Source organism: Catenulispora rubra (genome assembly GCF_015356825.1).
GTDB classification, from domain to species: Bacteria; Actinomycetota; Actinomycetes; order Streptomycetales; family Catenulisporaceae; genus Catenulispora; species Catenulispora rubra.
This window is the reverse complement of the sequence record NZ_JAACYW010000024.1, coordinates 1-16,253: the sequence shown is the minus strand read 5'-3', so window position 1 is coordinate 16,253 and position 16,253 is coordinate 1. Positions and strand designations below refer to the sequence as shown.

Here is a 16,253-nt window from a genome sequence, read left to right as displayed (position 1 = left end):
TCTCCATCACCCGAGGTTGATCCACGTCGTTTTCAAGGCTGTGTAGTTGTCGAACGCGTGCAGCGACTTGTCGCGGCCGGAGCCGGAGTCGCCGAATCCGCCGAAGGGCGTGATCACGTCGCTGGCGTCGAAGGTGTTCACCCAGACCGTGCCGGCCCGCAGCTCCCGGGCGGCCCGGTGCGCGGTGGCCAGATCCCGCGACCACACGCTGGCCGCGAGGCCGTAACGGGTGCCGTTCGCCAGACGCACTGCCTGCTCGGCGTCGGAGGCCGCCAGATGCACCAGCACCGGCCCGAAGATCTCCTCCTGCGCCGAGCGCGAGCCCGGCGCCACACCGTCGATCACCGTCGGCGCCACATACGGCGAAGCCAGCGCATCCGGCCCGCCGACCACGAACCGGCCGCCCTCCTCGGCGGCCACGTCCAGCCACCCCAGCACCCGCCGCCGATGCGCGGCACTGGCCAGCGGACCGACCTGCGTGGCCGCGTCCAGCGGATCGCCGACCACGAAGTCCTTCGTCTTCGCGGCGACCAGCGCGAGCAGTTCCTCGCGCACCTCCGGCACCGTCACCAGCAACGAGCCGGCGTTGCACGTCTGCCCGGCGTTGTAGTAGATGCCCCAGGTGATCGCCTCGGCGGCGGCGTCCAGATCCGCGTCGGCCAGTACCACCTGCGCCGACTTGCCGCCGAGCTCCAGCGCGACCTGCTTGCCGTTGGACTCCCCGGCGTACGTCAGCAGCCTGCGACCCACGCCCGGCGAGCCGGTGAAGGCGATCTTCGCGACCAGGTCGTGCTTGGCCAGCGCCGCGCCGGCCACCGGGCCGAGCCCCGGCACGACGTTGAACACGCCGTCCGGCACCCCGGCCGCGCTCGCCAGCTCGGCCAGCAGCAGCGAGCCGAGCGTGGAGTCCTCGGCGGGCTTGAGCACCACCGAGTTGCCGGCGGCCAGCGCCGGACCGAGCTTCCAGCTGGCGATCATCAGCGGGTAGTTCCAGGGCACGATCACCCCGATGACGCCCAGCGGCTCCCGCGTGACCAGCGCCAGCGCGCTGCGCGGAGCCGGGGCGATCTCGTCGTAGCGCTTGTCGACCGCCTCGGCGTACCAACGGATTGCGGCGGCGGTCTTGGGGACGTCGACCGTGGTCGTGTCGCCGATCGGCTTGCCGACGTCCAGCGTCTCCAGCAGCGCCAGTTCCTCGGTGTGCTCGTCGATCAGCTCGGCGAAGCGCAGCAGGACCCGCTTGCGCACGGCTGGATCGGCCCGCGACCACACGCCGGACTCGAACGCCGCGTGCGCCGAGCGCACCGCCGCGTCGACGTCCCGCTCACCGCCGGAGGCGATGTCGGCCAGTGCGCGGCCGTCGCGCGGCGAGGTGGAGGTGAACCGCTCGCCGGAGGCGGCGGGGACGAACTTCCCGCCGATGTACAGATCCCGGCGCGAGATCTGTAGCCCGGCCGCCTTCGCGACCCAATCTGTCAAGTGCTTGTCGGTTCCAGTCATGTCAGTCACGCCAGCCGCGCCAATCGTTCCTCGTCGATCTCGAATCCGAGCCCCGGTGCCGACGGTACCGTCAGAGTCCCGTCCGCGGTGATCCGTACCGGTTCGGCCAGCATGAAGTCGCGGCGCTCCTCGGTCCAGGTCGGCGGGTCGTAGGGGTACTCCAGGAAGGGGCCGCCGCCGACGCCCGCGGTGACGTGCAGGTTGGCCAGCAGGCCGATGCCGTTGCTCCAGGTGTGCGGGGTGAAGCGGCGGTTGCGGGAGAACACCACCTCGGCGATGGTGCGGGTGCGCAGCATCCCGGCGGCCAGGACCACGTCCGGCTGGTACACGTCCAGCGCGTCGGCGGTGACCAGGTCCAGCAGTTCGGGGAAGGTGCGGACCATCTCGCCGCCGGCCACCCGGATTCCGGTGGCCTGCCGCACCGAGCGCAGGCCGGCCACGTCGTCCAGCGGCAGCGGCTCCTCCAGCCAGTACACGCCGAGCTCGGCCAGCGCCGAGGCGATCCGGCGCACCTCGGCCGGGTCCAGGGCGGCGCGCACGTCGCCGGGCATCCGCCAGCTCTGGTTCAGGTCCACCATCAGCTCGAAGTCCGGGCCGACGGCCTCGCGGACCGCGCGCAGGGTCGCGATGCCCTCGTCGGCGCGCTCGGCCGGGATGCGGATCTTCGCGGCCCGGAAGCCCTTGTCCTTGATGGCCAGGATGCTCTCCACGCGCTCCTCGCGACCCAGGATCCGGCCGGTGGAGGCGTAGACCGGCAGCCGGTCGGTGGCGCCGCCGAACAGCGTGGCCACCGGCACTCCGAGCGCCTTGCCCATGATGTCCCACAGCGCCACCTCCAGCGGCCAGTAGCGGCCGGCGTGGAAGGAGATCGTCTCCAGGGCTCTGACGTGCCGCGCGATGGCCAGCGGGTCGTGGCCGAGGAACAGCTCGGCGTAGGGCTCGAAGCCGTCCATGGTGTCCCCGGAGCCGTAGCCGACCAGGCCTTCGTCGGTGGTCACCTTGACGACGGTCGCGGCGAACCGGGTGCGCGGCACCGGGTCCCAGGCGGCGTCGAACGGGGGGTCCAGGGGCAGGGTGGCCCGCAGTAACCGGATGTCGGCGATCTTCACGCTGTACTCGCTTCGCTCTTTGTGGGTACTGCGCTCTTAGTGGGTACTGCGCTGTCCTCGGGCGCGGCCACGCCGGAGAAGAAGGGGTTGGCCGGTGCGTCGCGGTACTTCATGACCTCGTCGAGCCCGGGCAGCCCCGCCGCCCCGTTGGCCAACGCCGTGGCGGTCGCCAGCCGGTTGTTGCGGTAGACGCTCTGCTCGTCGTCGGCGCCGGGGTTCACCCAGACCGCGGCGATCAGCACCAGCCCGCCGACCGCGTCGGCGCCGACGTGCCCGGCCGCCACCGCGTCGGCCACGCCGCCGGCGACCCCGGCCTGCGCGGCACCCCAGGTGAGGTTCCCGTGGGCGTCGTTCTCGATCGCCGCCTTGGTGACGAACAACGTCGGCGGCTGCACCGCCACCCCCGGCGCCAGCACGGCCATGAACGGCACGTGCCCGGCGCTCGGCGTGGCCAGCGCGGTGGCCCACGCGGCGCCCGCGGGGCCGGTGCGCGGACCCAGGACGGTGTTGACGTGCGCGGCGTTGACGCCCGTTCCGATGAAGGACTCGCCGATCTGTATTTCCTGAAAGGGCTGTGGCTCGTTCTGCGCTGGCATTACTTGGTGAACCCGTTCTTCTTCAGCCAGTCCTTGGCGACCTGGTCGGCCGGCAGACCCTGGGCGTCGACCTCGGCGTTCAGCTCGGTCATGGTGGCGTCGTCGAGTTTGGCGGCCACCGGGTTCACGATCGTGGCGATGGCCGGGTACTTGGTCAGCAACGACTGCTTCAGCGTCAGGGCCGCGTTGTAGTTCGGGAAGAAGTGCTTGTCGTCCTTGAGGACCGTGAGTTTCAGGGCGCTGATGCGGCCGTCGGTGGCGAACACCTCGCCGAAGTTGCAGGTGCCGCCCTTGGCGGTCTCGGTGTAGATGACGCCGGTGTCCAGCATCTTGGTCTGGCCCTTGCCGACGGTCAGGCCGTAGGCCTTGGTCATGCCGGGGAAGCCGTCGTCGCGGGTGGAGAACTCGGACTCGATGCAGAACGTGGCGTCCGAGGGGGAGAGCTTGGCCAGGTCCGACAGCGTGTGCACGCCGAGCTTGTCGGCCTGGCCGGCGCGGGTGGCGAAGGCGTAGGTGTCGTTCATCGGCGCCGGATTCAGCCAGGCGATGCCGTTGGCGGCGTCCGCGGCCTTCACCTTGTCGTACTGGTCGGTGGGGTCCGAGACCGGCGTGGTGTTCTTCTGGTAGGTGATCCAGGCCGTGCCGGTGTACTCCCAGTACATGTCGACCTGGCCGGAGGTCAGCGCGGTGCGGGTGTTCACCGAGCCCTTGATGTCGGTCTTGTCGGTGAACTTCGCGCCGTGCGCCTGGAGCAGGTACTCGGTGATCTTGCCGAGCAGGATGCTCTCGGTGAAGTCCTTGCTGGAGACGGTGAACGAGGCGCCCTTGAGCTCGTCGCCCATGGAGCCGGAACCGCCGCCGGAGGATTTCGAGCTGCCGCAGGCGGTCGTGCCGGCCAACAACGCCGCGGCGGATATGCCGCACAAGAGAATGCGGGAACGCATGAGGGGCTCTCCGTTCGAAATGGGGGTAAGGGGGAGTGCTTGGGAAAACGGAGGTACTTACAGGCCGCGCGGCCGCGTGAACTCCTCGGCGATGCGCGCGAGCCAGTCCACGAAGAAGGCGATGCACATCACCAGCACCGCGCCGGTGACCTGCACGGGGAACCGGTTCAGCTTCAGCCCGTTGACGATGATGTCGCCCAGGCCTCCGGCGTTGACGAAGGTGGCCAGCGTGGTGACGCCGACCGCCAGCACCAGCGTGGTCCGCACGCCGGCCATCAGTACCGGCACCGCCAGCGGTAGCTCGATCTTGCGCAGGATCTCGCCGGGCCGCATCCCGATCCCGCTGGCCGCCTCGACCACCGCCGGGTCGATCTGCTGCAGCCCGACGATCGTGTTGCGCAGCACCGGCAGCACGCTGTACGCCACGATCGAGATCATCGCGACCTTCACGCCGACGTCCAGCTTCATGGTCAGCAGCACCAGCAGGCCGATCGCCGGGAACGCCTGCCCGAGGTTGGCCAGGCCCAGGAAGAACGGCGCGACCAGCCGCGCCCCCGGCCGCGACAGCACGATGCCCAGCGGCACCGCGATCACCAGCGTGATTCCCGCGGCCAGGAACGTCAGCTTCAGGTGCTGGCCGATCGCAGTGCTCAGATACGACCAGTTCAGCGTGCGCTGCTCGATGGAGTCCAGGGTCTGCGAGTGGACCCACAGATACAGACCGAGCAGCGCCAGCGCGATCAACACCGGCGTGGTCGCCAGCCGCAGCGCGTTCCGACGCGAGGTCCGGTCGCGAGCCACGGTGAACGCCAGGCTTCCGGCGTCGACGCCGGTCGGCGGCGCCTCGACGGCGCTCACAGCCCGACCGCCGCAGAAGCGGTCTCAGCCTCGGCCAGCTGCGTGGCCGCGACCGCCTTGCGCACGCTGGCGAAATCGGCGCCGCCGAGGGTCGCCCCGGCCGCGTCCACGATCCGCACCGCCTGCGCGGTGCCCAGCAACTGCTCGGTGACCTCGCGCAACGTCGCGTCGGCGGGGATCGCAGGATCCTGCGAGCTCGTCGTGATCGCCGGGTCGGCGGCGTTCGCGGCGGGCAGCAGCGCCAGCAGCCGGACGTGCGCCGTACTGCCGACGAACTGCCGCACGTGCTCGTCCGCCGGATTCGTCAGCAGCGCCAGCGGCCGGTCGTACTGCACCACCCGCGACTGCTCGGCCAGCACCGCGATCCGGTCGCCGAGCAGCAGCGCCTCTTCGAAGTCGTGGGTGACGAAGATGACCGTCTTGCCCAGCGAGCGCTGAAGATCCTTGAACTCGCGCTGCAACCGCAGCCGCGTGATCGGGTCGGTCGCGCCGAACGGCTCGTCCATCAACAGCACCGGCGGGTCGGCGGCCAGGGCGCGCGCCACCCCCACGCGCTGCTGCTGTCCTCCGGACAGCTGGCGCGGGTAGCGCGAGAGGTACTTCGCCGGCTCCAGGCCGACCAGCGTCAGCAGTTCCTCGGAGCGCGCGGCGATCCGCTTCTTCGGCCAGCCGAGCATCTTCGGCACCGCGCCGACGTTGTCGGCGATCGTCATGTGCGGGAACAGGCCGATGGACTGGATCACGTAGCCGATCCGCCGCCGCAGCTTCACCGGATCGGTGTGCGTGACGTCCTCGCCGCCGAGCCGGATCACCCCGGAGGTCGGCTCGATCAGCCGGTTGATCAGCTTCATGGTGGTGGTCTTGCCGCAGCCGGAGGGCCCGACGAAGGCGACGAGCTCCCCGGCGGGGATGTGCATCGACACGTCGGCCACGGCCGGGGCCGGCTGACCGGGGTAGACCTTGGTCAGGTGCTCCAGCTCGATGCCGAGCGCCTGCGGGCTGTCGGAGTTCTCAGACACGGATCCCCCTGGAGACGGTGACGCGGCGCAGCACGAGGTACACGGCGTCGAAGGCCAAGGCGAGCAGCGCGATCCCGAACGCGCCGACGACCGCCTGGTTGGTGGCGTTGACCGAACCGAGCCGGGACAGCCCGGTGAAGACCAGGTTCCCCAGCCCCGGCCCGGAGACGTAGGCGGCGATCGCCGAGATGCCGAACACCAGCATCGTGGCCACCCGCAGCCCGGCCAGGATCACCGGCCAGGCCAGCGGCAGCTGCACCCGGACCAGCCGGCGCACCGGCCCCATCCCGATGCCGGCGGCGGCCTGCGTCACCGCGGGGTCCACGCTGCGCAGCCCGGCCACGGTGTTGCGGATGATCGGCAGCTGCGCGTAGACGACCAGCGCGATCACGGTGGTCGTCCAGCCCAGGCCCGTGGCCGGCTGCAACAGCGTCAGCAGCGCCAGCGAGGGGATCGTCAAAAGCGCCCCGGCCAGTGCCATCACCGGCCCCGAGATCCGCGGGCGGTCCCAGACCAGCGCACCGATCGTGACGCCGACTGCGGCGGCGATGACCATCGTCAGCAGCACCAGCTGGATCTGCTCCCAGAACAGGGGCCTGATGTACGGCCACTGGACCCTCAGGTAGTCCGACAGCGACGGGCTCGGCACGGGTCCCCCTCCTTTCCTTCCGCTGGTTTGTTGCGGTCATGAGCTTGAGGTGTGGCTCAAACTAGAACCGCGTGAGCGAAAGTTTCAATAGGCGTCACCAGAAGTTGCTATGGTTGCAACATGCCGCCGATATCAGAGGTCAAAGAGTCCGGTTTTGTCCGGGATCTCGACATCCTGGAAGCCCTGTCCGAGGCCATCGCCCGGACCGGCGAGGGACTGCGCCTCACCGACATAGCCGTGGCCACCGGCCGCGAGAAGAGCCAGGTCTCCCGCGCTTTGTCGCGGTTGGAGCGGGCCGGGCTGGTGGCGCGCGACGACACCTCGCGCCGCTTCGGGCTCGGATGGCGGCTGTTCCACTTCGCCGCGATGACCGCCGAGGCGCGCCTCACCGGAAGGGCGCAGCCGGTGATGCGGGAGTTGGTCGCCTCGCTGGGGGAGACGGTGCATCTGTGCGTGCTGCGCGGCATCGCCTGCGTGACGGTGCACTCGGAGATCCCGCGCCACGGCTTCCGCGGCCTGGCCTGGGTCGGCGTCGAGGCCCCCGCGCACACGCTGACCGCCGGCCGGGTTCTGTTGGCGGAGTTGGGGAAAGAGTCGCTGCTGGCGCTGTATCCGGACGAGGAACTGCCCGACGTCCCGCCGACCGGGCATATCAGGACCCGTACGGAGCTGATTGATGAGTGCACACGTATCAAGACTCGTGGATACGCCACGGTGGACGAGGAGTTCGAGCCGGGTCTGGTCGGCGCTTCGTCGGCGGTGTACGACTTCCGCGGGATCGCCGTGGCCTCGCTGAACGTGGCCGCGCCGAAGAGCCGGCTGGAGGGACGGCTGGACGCGCTCGGGCAGCGGCTCGCGGGGGTGGCTCGGCGGCTGTCGGGGGATCTGGGGTGGCGGGCTTAGGCGGGTTCAGCAGGGCTCGCATTCGCTCAGGCAGGCGCAGGCAGCACTATCGGTTCGGCAGCCTTCTGCGATACGGACTCCTGACCCCACCGCCGGGCCAACACCGTGCACACCATCAGCTGGATCTGGTGGAACAGCATCAGCGGCAACACCATCAGGCTCAGCGCGTGCCCCGGAAACAGCACCGCCGCCATCGGCAGCCCGGCCGCCAGGCTCTTCTTCGACCCGCAGAACACCAGCGTCACGCGCTCGGGCCGGGCGAAGCCCAGCTGCCGCGAAGCCAGCCCGGTCAGCATCAACACCGCGGCGAGCACCGCCGCGCAGCACACCACCAACGTCCCCAGCCGCGGCAGCGACACCGAATGCCAGACCCCTGCGACCATGCCCTCGCTGAAGGCGCTGTAGACCACCAGCAGGATCGAGCCGCGGTCGACGACGGTCAGCAGCGGCTTGTGCGCGCCGATCCAGTCGGCGATCCAGCGGCGCGCGACCTGCCCGGCGACGAACGGCAGCAGCAACTGCGCCGTCAACGACGTCACCGCGCTGCCGTCCACCCGCACCGCGCCGCCGAGCACGACCGAGGCCAACGCCGGCGTCACCACGATCCCGGCCAGCGAGGAGAACGACGCCGCGCACACCGCCGCCGCCACGTTGCCCCGGGCCAAGGACGTGAACGCGATCGAGGACTGCACCGTCGAGGGCAGCAGCGTCAGGAACAGCACACCCTTGGCCAGATCCGGGCCGAGCACCGGTTCGGACGCCGCCTCGGCGGCCAGCCCCAGCAACGGGAACAGCACGAACGTCGAGGTCAGGATCACGAGGTGCAGCCGCCACTGCTTCACGCCGTCCCACGCGGCCTTCGGCGACAGGCGCGCGCCGTAGAGGAAGAACAGCAGGCCGATCACGAACACCGTCGCGTGGCTCAGGCCGGTCGCCGTGCCGCCGCGGGCCGGGAGCAGCGTCGCCAGCCCGACCGTGCCGAGGATCGCCATCAGCTGCGGATCGATCCCGACCTTGGCCAGAGCGCCGCGCGCGGTACGCCCTCCCCGCTGTAGTACGTTCGCCACAGCCCTTCCTCCTCCCGGTCGGGCTCGATTGTATACAATCAAGGTGGCCGATGGACAGCAGGGTTGGCAAGGACGGCGGCGGGGGTGTCGGGGGCGGCGCCGGTATCGCCGGCGCCAGTGTTGCCGGGGTCGGTGGCGCCGGGGTCGGTGGCGCCGGCGGTGTCACCCGCGCCATCCGCGACGACATCATCCGCGGGGTCCACGCCCCCGGCGCCCGGCTGGCCGAGGAGGCGCTGTCGGCGCGCTACGGCGTCTCGCGCGTCCCGGTCCGCGAAGCCCTGCGCACGCTGGAGGCCGAGGGCTTCGTCGCCCGGCGCCCCTACGCCGGCGTGGTCGTCGCCGAACTCGACGACGCCGAGGCCGAGGACCTGGTCGAGATCCGCTCCCTGCTGGAGCCGCTGGGCGCCGCGCGGGCCGCCGTCCGCCACACCCCCGAGCAGCTCGGCCGGCTCAAGGAGCTGGTGGCGCTGGCCGACGACGCACTGGCCGCCGGCCGCCTGGAGGAGCTGGCCCGGCTGAACAGCCGGTTCCACGAGGTGCTGGCCCAGGCCTCCGGCAGTCGGACCCTGGCCGAGCTGATCACCCAGCTCCGATGGAAGATGGAGTGGGTCTACACGGCCAAGCTGCCGCGCCGCGCGCAGGATTCCTGGCGTGAGCACCGGGAGATCGTCGAGGTCCTGGAGTCCGGCGACCCGGACAAGGCGGCGCGCGTCGTCACCCGACACATCGCCAAGGGCCGCGGGGCGCACCGTCCGCTGGACCCGCCGGATCCGCAGACGATTGCCGAGGATCAGGACCCTGAATCCTAGATTGTATACGACTATCGACAGCGATACCGTGCCCGGGTGATTCAGGATTTCCGACATGACGCCCTGACCACGTTCCACGGGCTGCCGATCATCGCCTTCGCGTACGGCGACGCCGCCGACGTGGAACCGGCCGACATCCCGGAGGACGTCGAGGCCTGGGCCTGGCGCGTGGGCTGCGAAGACATGGACAGCGCCGCCGGCGACCGGATCTGGGCGTTGTTCGTCGCCTCGGTCGACACCACACGCGTCAGAGCCTTGACGCTCAGCAGCTGGGACGGCGAGGAGGCCATGTCCGGCTGGGACGACGCCCGCGACGCGCTCCTGGCCGACGCGAGCCGCTTCCCGAACCTGGAAGCGCTGTTCCTCGGCGACGTCTCCTCGGAGATGACCGAAGTCTCCTGGATCGAGCAGGCCGATCCCGGACCGCTGCTCGCCGCCTTCCCGGCCCTCGTCGCTTTCGGCATGCGCGGCGCCTCCGCGCTGGACATGCAGCCGCTGGTCCACGAGAACCTGCGCGAGCTGACGATGCAGACCGGCGGCCTGCCGCCGCAGGTCGTGCGCACCGTCGGGCAGTCCGATCTTCCGGCGCTCACCGGCCTGGACCTCTACCTCGGCACCTCGATCTACGATGGCGGCGCCGGTGCCGACGACCTCGCCGACGTCCTGTCCGGCACGGCGTTCCCGGCCCTGCGCCACCTGGGACTGCGCAACGCCGAGGACACCGACGCCCTGGCGGCGCTGCTCGCTCACGCACCGGTGGTGGCCCAGCTGGAGTCGCTGGACCTGTCGCTCGGCACGCTCGGCGACGAAGGTGTGGCCGCGCTGCTGGCCGGGCAGCCGCTGACCCACCTGCGCCGGCTGGACCTGCACCACCACTGGATCAGCGACGAGATGATCGCCCGGCTGTGGCAAGCCCTTCCCGAAGTGGACGTCAACGTGGACGAAGCACTGTTGGGGCGCGACGCCGACCGGTTCATAGCGGTGGCCGAATGAGCACCCTGAGTTGGGCGGTCGTCGCCCGCGAGGACGAGTCGGCGCGCGCCGAGTGGTCGCGGGCGGCGCAGGACGCCGACGTGGCGCCGCCGCGCTTCGTGCCGTGGTCGGCCGTGGTGGACTCCGAGGCCGAGTTCCTGCCGGGCGAAGTCGTCTTCGCCGAGCGTCTGCATCCGTGCGTCACCGACAACCCGGTCGGCGGTCAGCGTGCGCGGTATGCGGAGCTTGAGGTTGCTTTGAGGCAGTTGGACGCCCAGGTGACGAAGGCCGGCGCGCGGCTGGCCGCGGCGGTCGAGCCGACGTTGCTGGCGCTGGACCGTACGAAGCGTGACGAGTTCCTGAGCCAGAGCGGCGTCCCGGTGTTGGGGCTGCCCGATTCGGCGGCCCGCGGCATCCTGCGTCCCCGTTTCGCCGGCTCCGACGACTGGCTGATCGACGGCTCGGGCACTCGGCTGTACCGGCACCGCACGCGCACCGGCTACGAGGTGTGGCGCGCTCCCGGCACGGCGGCCGGCACCCGGCACGGGTTCGACGAGCTGGTCGAACTGCTCGCCGACGACGGGATCCACCGGGTCGCGTCGCTGCACCGCGTATACCTGGGCAACGCGTTCCACGACATGCGGTTCGCGGTGGTCGACGGCTTGGTCACGCACGCCGCCGGGATCAACCGGGAACAGGTGGTCCTGCGCGAGTGGTACGGCGGCCGGCGCCCCGAGATCCAGACGTTCATGGAGCGGTTCGGGATGGAGCGCTGGGCGCGGCTGGTGGAGGTGGCCGAGCGGACCGCTACGTACTTTCCCGGTATCCGGTCGCTGGGCGTCGATCTCATCATGGACAACGACAGCTCGGAGTACGTGCTCGACGTCGATCCGTTCGGGGCGTCCCTGCCCGGGCGCGTCGCGGCGGTGCCGAACGGCGGGCCGGGGCGGGTTTCCGTGGGGGTCGCGGTCCTGCGCTCGCTATCTGTGGGATCCTGAGCCCCGTCGTCGCCGCCGGTATGCTGCGCGACTGACAACGTTCCGACACGGGAGGCATTCTCACCGCCATGAAGCACCGCCGCCATGGTCTCCTGCTCGCAATAACCGCCCTCGCCGTGTCGGTGTCGGCGACCGCCTGCTCCGGCGGCTCCTCCGGCCAGAGCGCGGCGGCCAGTTCGGCTTCCAGCAGCGCGGCCGCGTCGAAGGTGGTCACGCATGTGATGGAGTCCAAGCCCGTCGACCCGCACACGATCCTGCGCGCGGGGGCTCCGGGCACCGGCCCGATACCCAGCGGCACCAGCACCGGCACCGGGGCGGACGCGAAGGTGGCCGCGCAGTCCTTCGACGGGGTCCCGAAGGTCGGCGCGGTGTTCTTCAGCGTCGGCGGCGTGGTCTCGGCGCACTACTGCACCGGCAGCGTCGTGCACAGCGCGTCGGGGAACCTGATCGTCACCGCCGGGCACTGCGTTTACGACAAGCTGTTCGCCGGATGGCAGAACCACGTCGTGTTCGTGCCCGGGTACCACGACGACATCGCGCCGTACGGGCTGTGGGTGGCCACCGAGGCGTACGTGGACGCGGGGTGGGTGAACAAGGAGGACCCGGATTCCGACATAGCGTTCCTCAAGGTGCGCAAGGTCGGCGGCGGGTCGCAGACGTTGGAGAGCCTCACCGGGGCGGACACGTTCACCACGTGGCCGGGGTACGAGAACGCGGTCAGCGTGGCGGCCTATCCGCTGACGGCCTCGAAGCCGGTCGGGTGCGCGAACAAGACGAAGAAGGCCTCCGACACGCAGTTGGAGCTGGACTGCGAGGGGCTGCCGGACGGGGCCAGCGGGAGTCCGTTCATCGCTTCGGGGGACCGGCTGGTCGGTGTGCTCGGCGGGTACGAGCAGGGCGGGAACACGCCGAACACCTCGTACAGCATCTACTTCTCGGACAAGATCGCGCAGATTTATCGGGCCACCGCCGGGTCTTGATCGGTTGCCGTTCGGTCGGGCGTCTTGTCGACGTGGCCCCGGCGCCGGGCTCGGCTGCCGGGGTCTGAACTCCGGGTTCGGGCGCCGGGCCTGGACGTGCGGCGGGGTGGCATCGCAGGATGCGGATATGGACGTTCGGGCGCCGTCGCCTCCCGCGCGCCGGCCGGCGGCCGGCCGGGGCGGTCTGGACCTGCACGAGCTGGAGGTCCCGGAGGTCGCGTGCCGTGAGCGTCTCGCCCCGCTTGCGGCGCGCGCTACGTTCTGCCTGTATCCGCCTCCTCAGGCCTCCATCGCCAGCGCGAACGGCAGTACGTCATCAGCGCCAGCCTGCCGCAGCATCCGGGCCGCGACCGTCATCGTCCAGCCGGTGTCCACCCGGTCGTCGACCAGCAGGATCGGGCCCTGATGCGCTGCCACCGCCTCGGCCAGCTCCGGGCTGATCGTGAAGGCGTCGTGCACCTGCTTCAGTCGTTGCGCGCTGTTTCCGCGGCGTGCCTGTCCCGGGGCCGGGGACGGGTCCACAGTGCCGAGGTACTCCAGGCGACCGATAGCGGCGATGCGGCGTGCGGTGTCGGCGATCAGGGTGGGTCGGCTGTGTGAGCCGATCGAGACCACTCCTGTCGGGCGCTGCTTCCAGTCCCAGGCGGCGAGGACCTTCACGATCCCGTCGACCATCGGCTCGGGCAGCGCGCGGTCGGCGGTCCCGTCGGCGAGCAGGTCGCGCAGCCGCGTGCCCCAGCCCAGGTCGGTCAGGCGGCCGAGCGCGCGTCCGGTCTCGGCGCTCTCGCCTGCGGGGATCTTGCCGTTCAGTGCCACCCCGAGCGCCGACATGCCGGTCGGCCACAGCTTGCGTGGCGCGATCTCGACGCCGGGCTTGGCCAGGGCGGCGCGGGCGGCTTCGGCGCCTTCGCCGGTGACGCTGGCGGTGAACTTGGCGCCGGCGCAGTTGTCGCAGCGTCCGCAGGGTCCTTCGATCGCGGGGTCGTCGAGCTGGCGGCGCAGGAACGTCATGCGGCACTCGGTGGTGGTCTCGTACTCGATCATCGAGCGCTGTTCCGTCTCGCGGGCCGCCGCCACGCGCGCGTAGCGCTCGCCGTCGTACTCCCAGTCCTCGCCGGTCGAGACCCAGCCGCCCTTGACGCGGCGCACCGCCCCGTCCACGTCCAGCACCTTGAGCATCGTCTCCAGGCGCGAGCGCCGCAGGTCGACGCGCGGCTCCAGGGCCGCGGTGGACAGCGGCCGGCCGGCGGCGGCCAGCGCGTCCAGGGTCGCGCGCACCTGCTGCTCCGGCGGGAAGGCCAGGGAGGCGAAGTACTGCCAGATCGCCCGGTCCTCCTGCCCCGGCAGCAGCAACACCTCCGCGTGGTCCACACCGCGCCCGGCGCGCCCGACCTGCTGGTAGTACGCGATCGGGGAGTTCGGCGCGCCGAGGTGGACCACGAACCCGAGGTCGGGCTTGTCGAAGCCCATGCCGAGGGCCGAGGTGGCGACCAGGGCTTTGATGCGGTTGCCGAGCAGGTCCGCCTCAGCCTGCCGCCGCTCGGCGTCCTCGGTGCGTCCGGAGTAGGAGGCCACCGCGAACCCACGCGAGCGCAAGAACGTGGCAACCTCATCCGTGGCCGCGACCGTCAGTGTGTAGATGATCCCCGACCCGGGCAGGTTCGGCAGCTGCTCGGCCAGGAACGCAAACCGCTCCTCCGGGCCGCCCAGGCGCACCACATGTAGCGCCAGGCTCTCCCGGTCCAGCGTCCCGCGCAGCACCAGCGTGTCGGCCTCACTGTGCGTGCCGAGCTGCTCAGCGACATCGGCGACGACACGCGCGTTCGCCGTCGCGGTCGTGGCCAGCACCGGCACGCCGGGCGGCAGGTCGGCGAGGAACGTCCGAATCCTCCGATAGTCCGGCCGGAAGTCGTGGCCCCAGTCGCTGACGGTGTGCGCCTCGTCCACGACCAGCAGCCCGACCTCCGAGGCCAGCTTCGGCAGCACCTCGTCCCGGAAGTCGGGGTTGTTCAGCCGCTCCGGCGAGATCAGCAGCACGTCCACCTCGCCGGCCGCGACCTCGCCCCGGATCTCCTCCCACTCGTGCAGGTTCGCCGAGTTGATGGTCCGCGCCCGGATCCCGGCCCGCTCAGCGGCCTCGATCTGGTTCCGCATCAGGGCCAGCAGCGGCGAGACGATCACCGTCGGCCCGGCTCCCCGAGCCCGCAGCAAGGCCGTGGCGACGAAGTACACCGCGGACTTCCCCCACCCGGTCCGCTGCACGACCAACGCCCGCCTCCGCTCCTCCACCAGCGCATGGATCGCCGTCCACTGGTCCTCCCGCAAGCGCGCCGACTCCCCGGCCAACCGCCGCAGCAGCGCCTCGGCCTCCTCGCGGACGGCGGGGGACGAGTCGGGGGCGGGTGCGCTGGTGTTGCTCATGGTCTTATTTGTACAGGTTCGCAGTGACAGGGCGGACCGGAATGCGGACTGGACCGTGGAGCGAGGCTAAGGCTGAGCCGGTTCCCGCAGCAGCCCTAGCAACGTCCGACTCAGCAACTCCGCCGCCTCCTCGCGTCCCACGCGCCCGGCGTCGGCCTCGGCGAGGGCCGCGTGGGCCAGGGCGTAGATGGACGCGGTCAGCCAGGGGAGGGGTAGGTCGGTGCGGAACTCGCCGGTGGTGCGGCCGCGGGCGACCACGGCTTCGATGCGGGCGAAGACTTGGTCGTGGAGGCGGCGGACCTTTTCGGGGCCGAGGTGGGCGGTGGCGGCGGCGAGCAGGCCTTGGTAGCGGCCCAGGAGCCAGGGGGCGTGCAGCAGGCGGTTCATCGCTTCGGCGGCGGTGCCGGATTCCAGGTCCAAGGTGGCGAAGGTGGCGTCGGCCTCGGTCAGGGAGCGGACCAGGAGGGCGTCGACGATGGCGGGGAGGGAGTCGAAGTGTCCGTAGACCGTCACCCGGCCGACGCCGGCCGCCTTGGCGATCTCGGTGACGGTGGCGTCGGGGCTGGTGCCGAAGCACTCCAGGGCCGCGTCGAGGATGGCGGTGATGGTCCGCTCGGCGTCGGCACGCTTGGCGGGACGGCCGTCCGCCGGCGGGGCGCCGCCGGATCGGGGGCGCTTGTCGGTCTTGTCGGCCATGGGGAAAGCCTAGGGTGCGGGGCGAGCCCACGCCGCGCGCTGTGGTGTGGCTCAGTGCCCGAACACCGGCCGCGCCCCCGGATCCGGCCGCCCCGCAGGCAGCGCCGCCAGCGCCCCGACCGCCGCCACCGCGGCGATGCCGGCCGCCGCCGCGAACGCCGTCCGGAACCCGCCGACGCCGGTCGCCGCCACCCCGAGGCTCCCCGCCGCCAGCACCGACGCCAGCGCCACGCCGAGCGCCGACCCGAGCTCGTGCCCGGTGTTGACCAGCCCCGAGATCAGCCCCGCCTCGCGGTGGTCGGCCTGATGCAGCGCCACCGTCGTGGCCGTCACCAGCGCCATCCCGACACCGGCACTGAGCAGCACGAACCCCGGCAGCACCGCGAGCGCCGCGTTCCCGGACGCGGGCAGCCTGGTCAACAGCAACGCACCGACGCCCGCCAAGGTGAAACCGGTGCCGGCGGTGCCACGGAACCCGAGGTGCCCGACACCGTGCGACGCCAGATGCGCGCCGAGACCCGTGGCCACCGCCACCGGCAGATACACCACGCCGGTCCGCAGTGCCGAGTAGCCCGCGCGGTGCTGGAGGTACCACGAGACGAGGAAGAACCCGGTGATCAGCAGGATCGTCGCTGCGAACATCACCGCCGCCCCGGCCACGACCGCACGATCCCGCACCAGCCCCGGCCTCAGCAACGGCTGCGTCGCTGACCGCTCCACCACCACCAGCGC

At 71.2% G+C, this 16,253-nt stretch carries 16 protein-coding genes; 5 read left to right on the top strand and 11 right to left on the bottom strand.

Annotated features, from left to right (window positions below; all coding sequences use genetic code 11):
* Positions 1–6: 6 nt before the first annotated feature.
* The 7 genes from GWK61_RS09680 to GWK61_RS09650 are packed head-to-tail and all read right to left on the bottom strand — an operon-like array spanning position 7 to position 6,675.
* On the bottom strand, positions 7–1,500 hold the full coding sequence (locus tag GWK61_RS09680; RefSeq protein WP_194907320.1) for an aldehyde dehydrogenase family protein: 1,494 nt from the start codon (positions 1,498–1,500) through the stop codon (positions 7–9).
* 5 nt (positions 1,501–1,505) lie between these two features.
* Positions 1,506–2,609: a mandelate racemase/muconate lactonizing enzyme family protein gene (locus GWK61_RS09675; protein ID WP_194907318.1), complete on the bottom strand. Its 1,104-nt coding sequence runs from the start codon at positions 2,607–2,609 to the stop codon at positions 1,506–1,508.
* A complete protein-coding gene (gene fae, locus GWK61_RS09670; protein WP_194907317.1) occupies positions 2,606–3,205 on the bottom strand; it encodes a formaldehyde-activating enzyme in 600 nt (199 codons plus the stop codon). Before fae ends, GWK61_RS09675 begins: the two co-directional genes overlap by 4 nt.
* Positions 3,205–4,149 carry a glycine betaine ABC transporter substrate-binding protein gene (locus GWK61_RS09665; RefSeq protein WP_194907315.1) on the bottom strand — a complete coding sequence of 315 codons (945 nt, stop codon included), beginning with the start codon at positions 4,147–4,149 and terminating at the stop codon, positions 3,205–3,207. Before GWK61_RS09665 ends, fae begins: the two co-directional genes overlap by 1 nt.
* A 57-nt stretch (positions 4,150–4,206) precedes the next feature.
* Entirely contained in the window at positions 4,207–5,007 is an 801-nt protein-coding gene (locus GWK61_RS09660; protein WP_323747481.1) for an ABC transporter permease, read from the bottom strand.
* A complete protein-coding gene (locus GWK61_RS09655) occupies positions 5,004–6,026 on the bottom strand; it encodes an ABC transporter ATP-binding protein (protein ID WP_323747480.1) in 1,023 nt (340 codons plus the stop codon). Before GWK61_RS09655 ends, GWK61_RS09660 begins: the two co-directional genes overlap by 4 nt.
* Positions 6,019–6,675: an ABC transporter permease gene (locus GWK61_RS09650; protein ID WP_194907313.1), complete on the bottom strand. Its 657-nt coding sequence runs from the start codon at positions 6,673–6,675 to the stop codon at positions 6,019–6,021. Before GWK61_RS09650 ends, GWK61_RS09655 begins: the two co-directional genes overlap by 8 nt.
* A gap of 120 nt (positions 6,676–6,795) precedes the next feature.
* Here GWK61_RS09650 and GWK61_RS09645 point away from each other — a divergent pair, with 120 nt between their 5' ends.
* Complete coding sequence (locus GWK61_RS09645) at positions 6,796–7,578, top strand: IclR family transcriptional regulator (protein ID WP_194907311.1); 783 nt, start codon at positions 6,796–6,798, stop codon at positions 7,576–7,578.
* Between the two features lie 26 nt (positions 7,579–7,604).
* Here GWK61_RS09645 and GWK61_RS09640 read toward each other — a convergent pair whose 3' ends face one another.
* Positions 7,605–8,570, bottom strand: coding sequence for a bile acid:sodium symporter family protein (locus GWK61_RS09640; RefSeq protein WP_194907499.1), 966 nt, complete (start codon positions 8,568–8,570; stop codon positions 7,605–7,607).
* A 125-nt stretch (positions 8,571–8,695) separates the two neighbouring features.
* On the opposite strand from GWK61_RS09640, the gene GWK61_RS09635 reads away from it, so the two are divergent.
* From GWK61_RS09635 to GWK61_RS09620, 4 genes are all read left to right on the top strand, one after another.
* A complete protein-coding gene (locus GWK61_RS09635) occupies positions 8,696–9,454 on the top strand; it encodes a GntR family transcriptional regulator (protein ID WP_194907309.1) in 759 nt (252 codons plus the stop codon).
* Positions 9,455–9,490: 36 nt separating this feature from the next.
* Positions 9,491–10,447, top strand: coding sequence for an STM4015 family protein (locus tag GWK61_RS09630; RefSeq protein WP_323747478.1), 957 nt, complete (start codon positions 9,491–9,493; stop codon positions 10,445–10,447).
* On the top strand, positions 10,444–11,424 hold the full coding sequence (locus tag GWK61_RS09625; RefSeq protein ID WP_194907307.1) for a hypothetical protein: 981 nt from the start codon (positions 10,444–10,446) through the stop codon (positions 11,422–11,424). The genes GWK61_RS09630 and GWK61_RS09625 overlap by 4 nt, the downstream gene beginning before the upstream one ends.
* Positions 11,425–11,492: 68 nt before the next feature.
* Positions 11,493–12,404, top strand: coding sequence for a trypsin-like serine peptidase (locus GWK61_RS09620; RefSeq protein WP_194907305.1), 912 nt, complete (start codon positions 11,493–11,495; stop codon positions 12,402–12,404).
* Positions 12,405–12,683: 279 nt separating this feature from the next.
* Here the strand turns inward: GWK61_RS09620 and GWK61_RS09615 are convergent, their stop codons facing one another.
* From GWK61_RS09615 to GWK61_RS09605, 3 genes are all read right to left on the bottom strand, one after another.
* Entirely contained in the window at positions 12,684–14,825 is a 2,142-nt protein-coding gene (locus tag GWK61_RS09615; RefSeq protein WP_194907303.1) for a RecQ family ATP-dependent DNA helicase, read from the bottom strand.
* A gap of 66 nt (positions 14,826–14,891) precedes the next feature.
* On the bottom strand, positions 14,892–15,521 hold the full coding sequence (locus GWK61_RS09610; protein ID WP_194907300.1) for a TetR/AcrR family transcriptional regulator: 630 nt from the start codon (positions 15,519–15,521) through the stop codon (positions 14,892–14,894).
* A 51-nt stretch (positions 15,522–15,572) separates the two neighbouring features.
* The coding region (locus GWK61_RS09605) for an MFS transporter (protein ID WP_194907296.1) at positions 15,573–16,253 on the bottom strand (681 nt) is incomplete at its 5' end.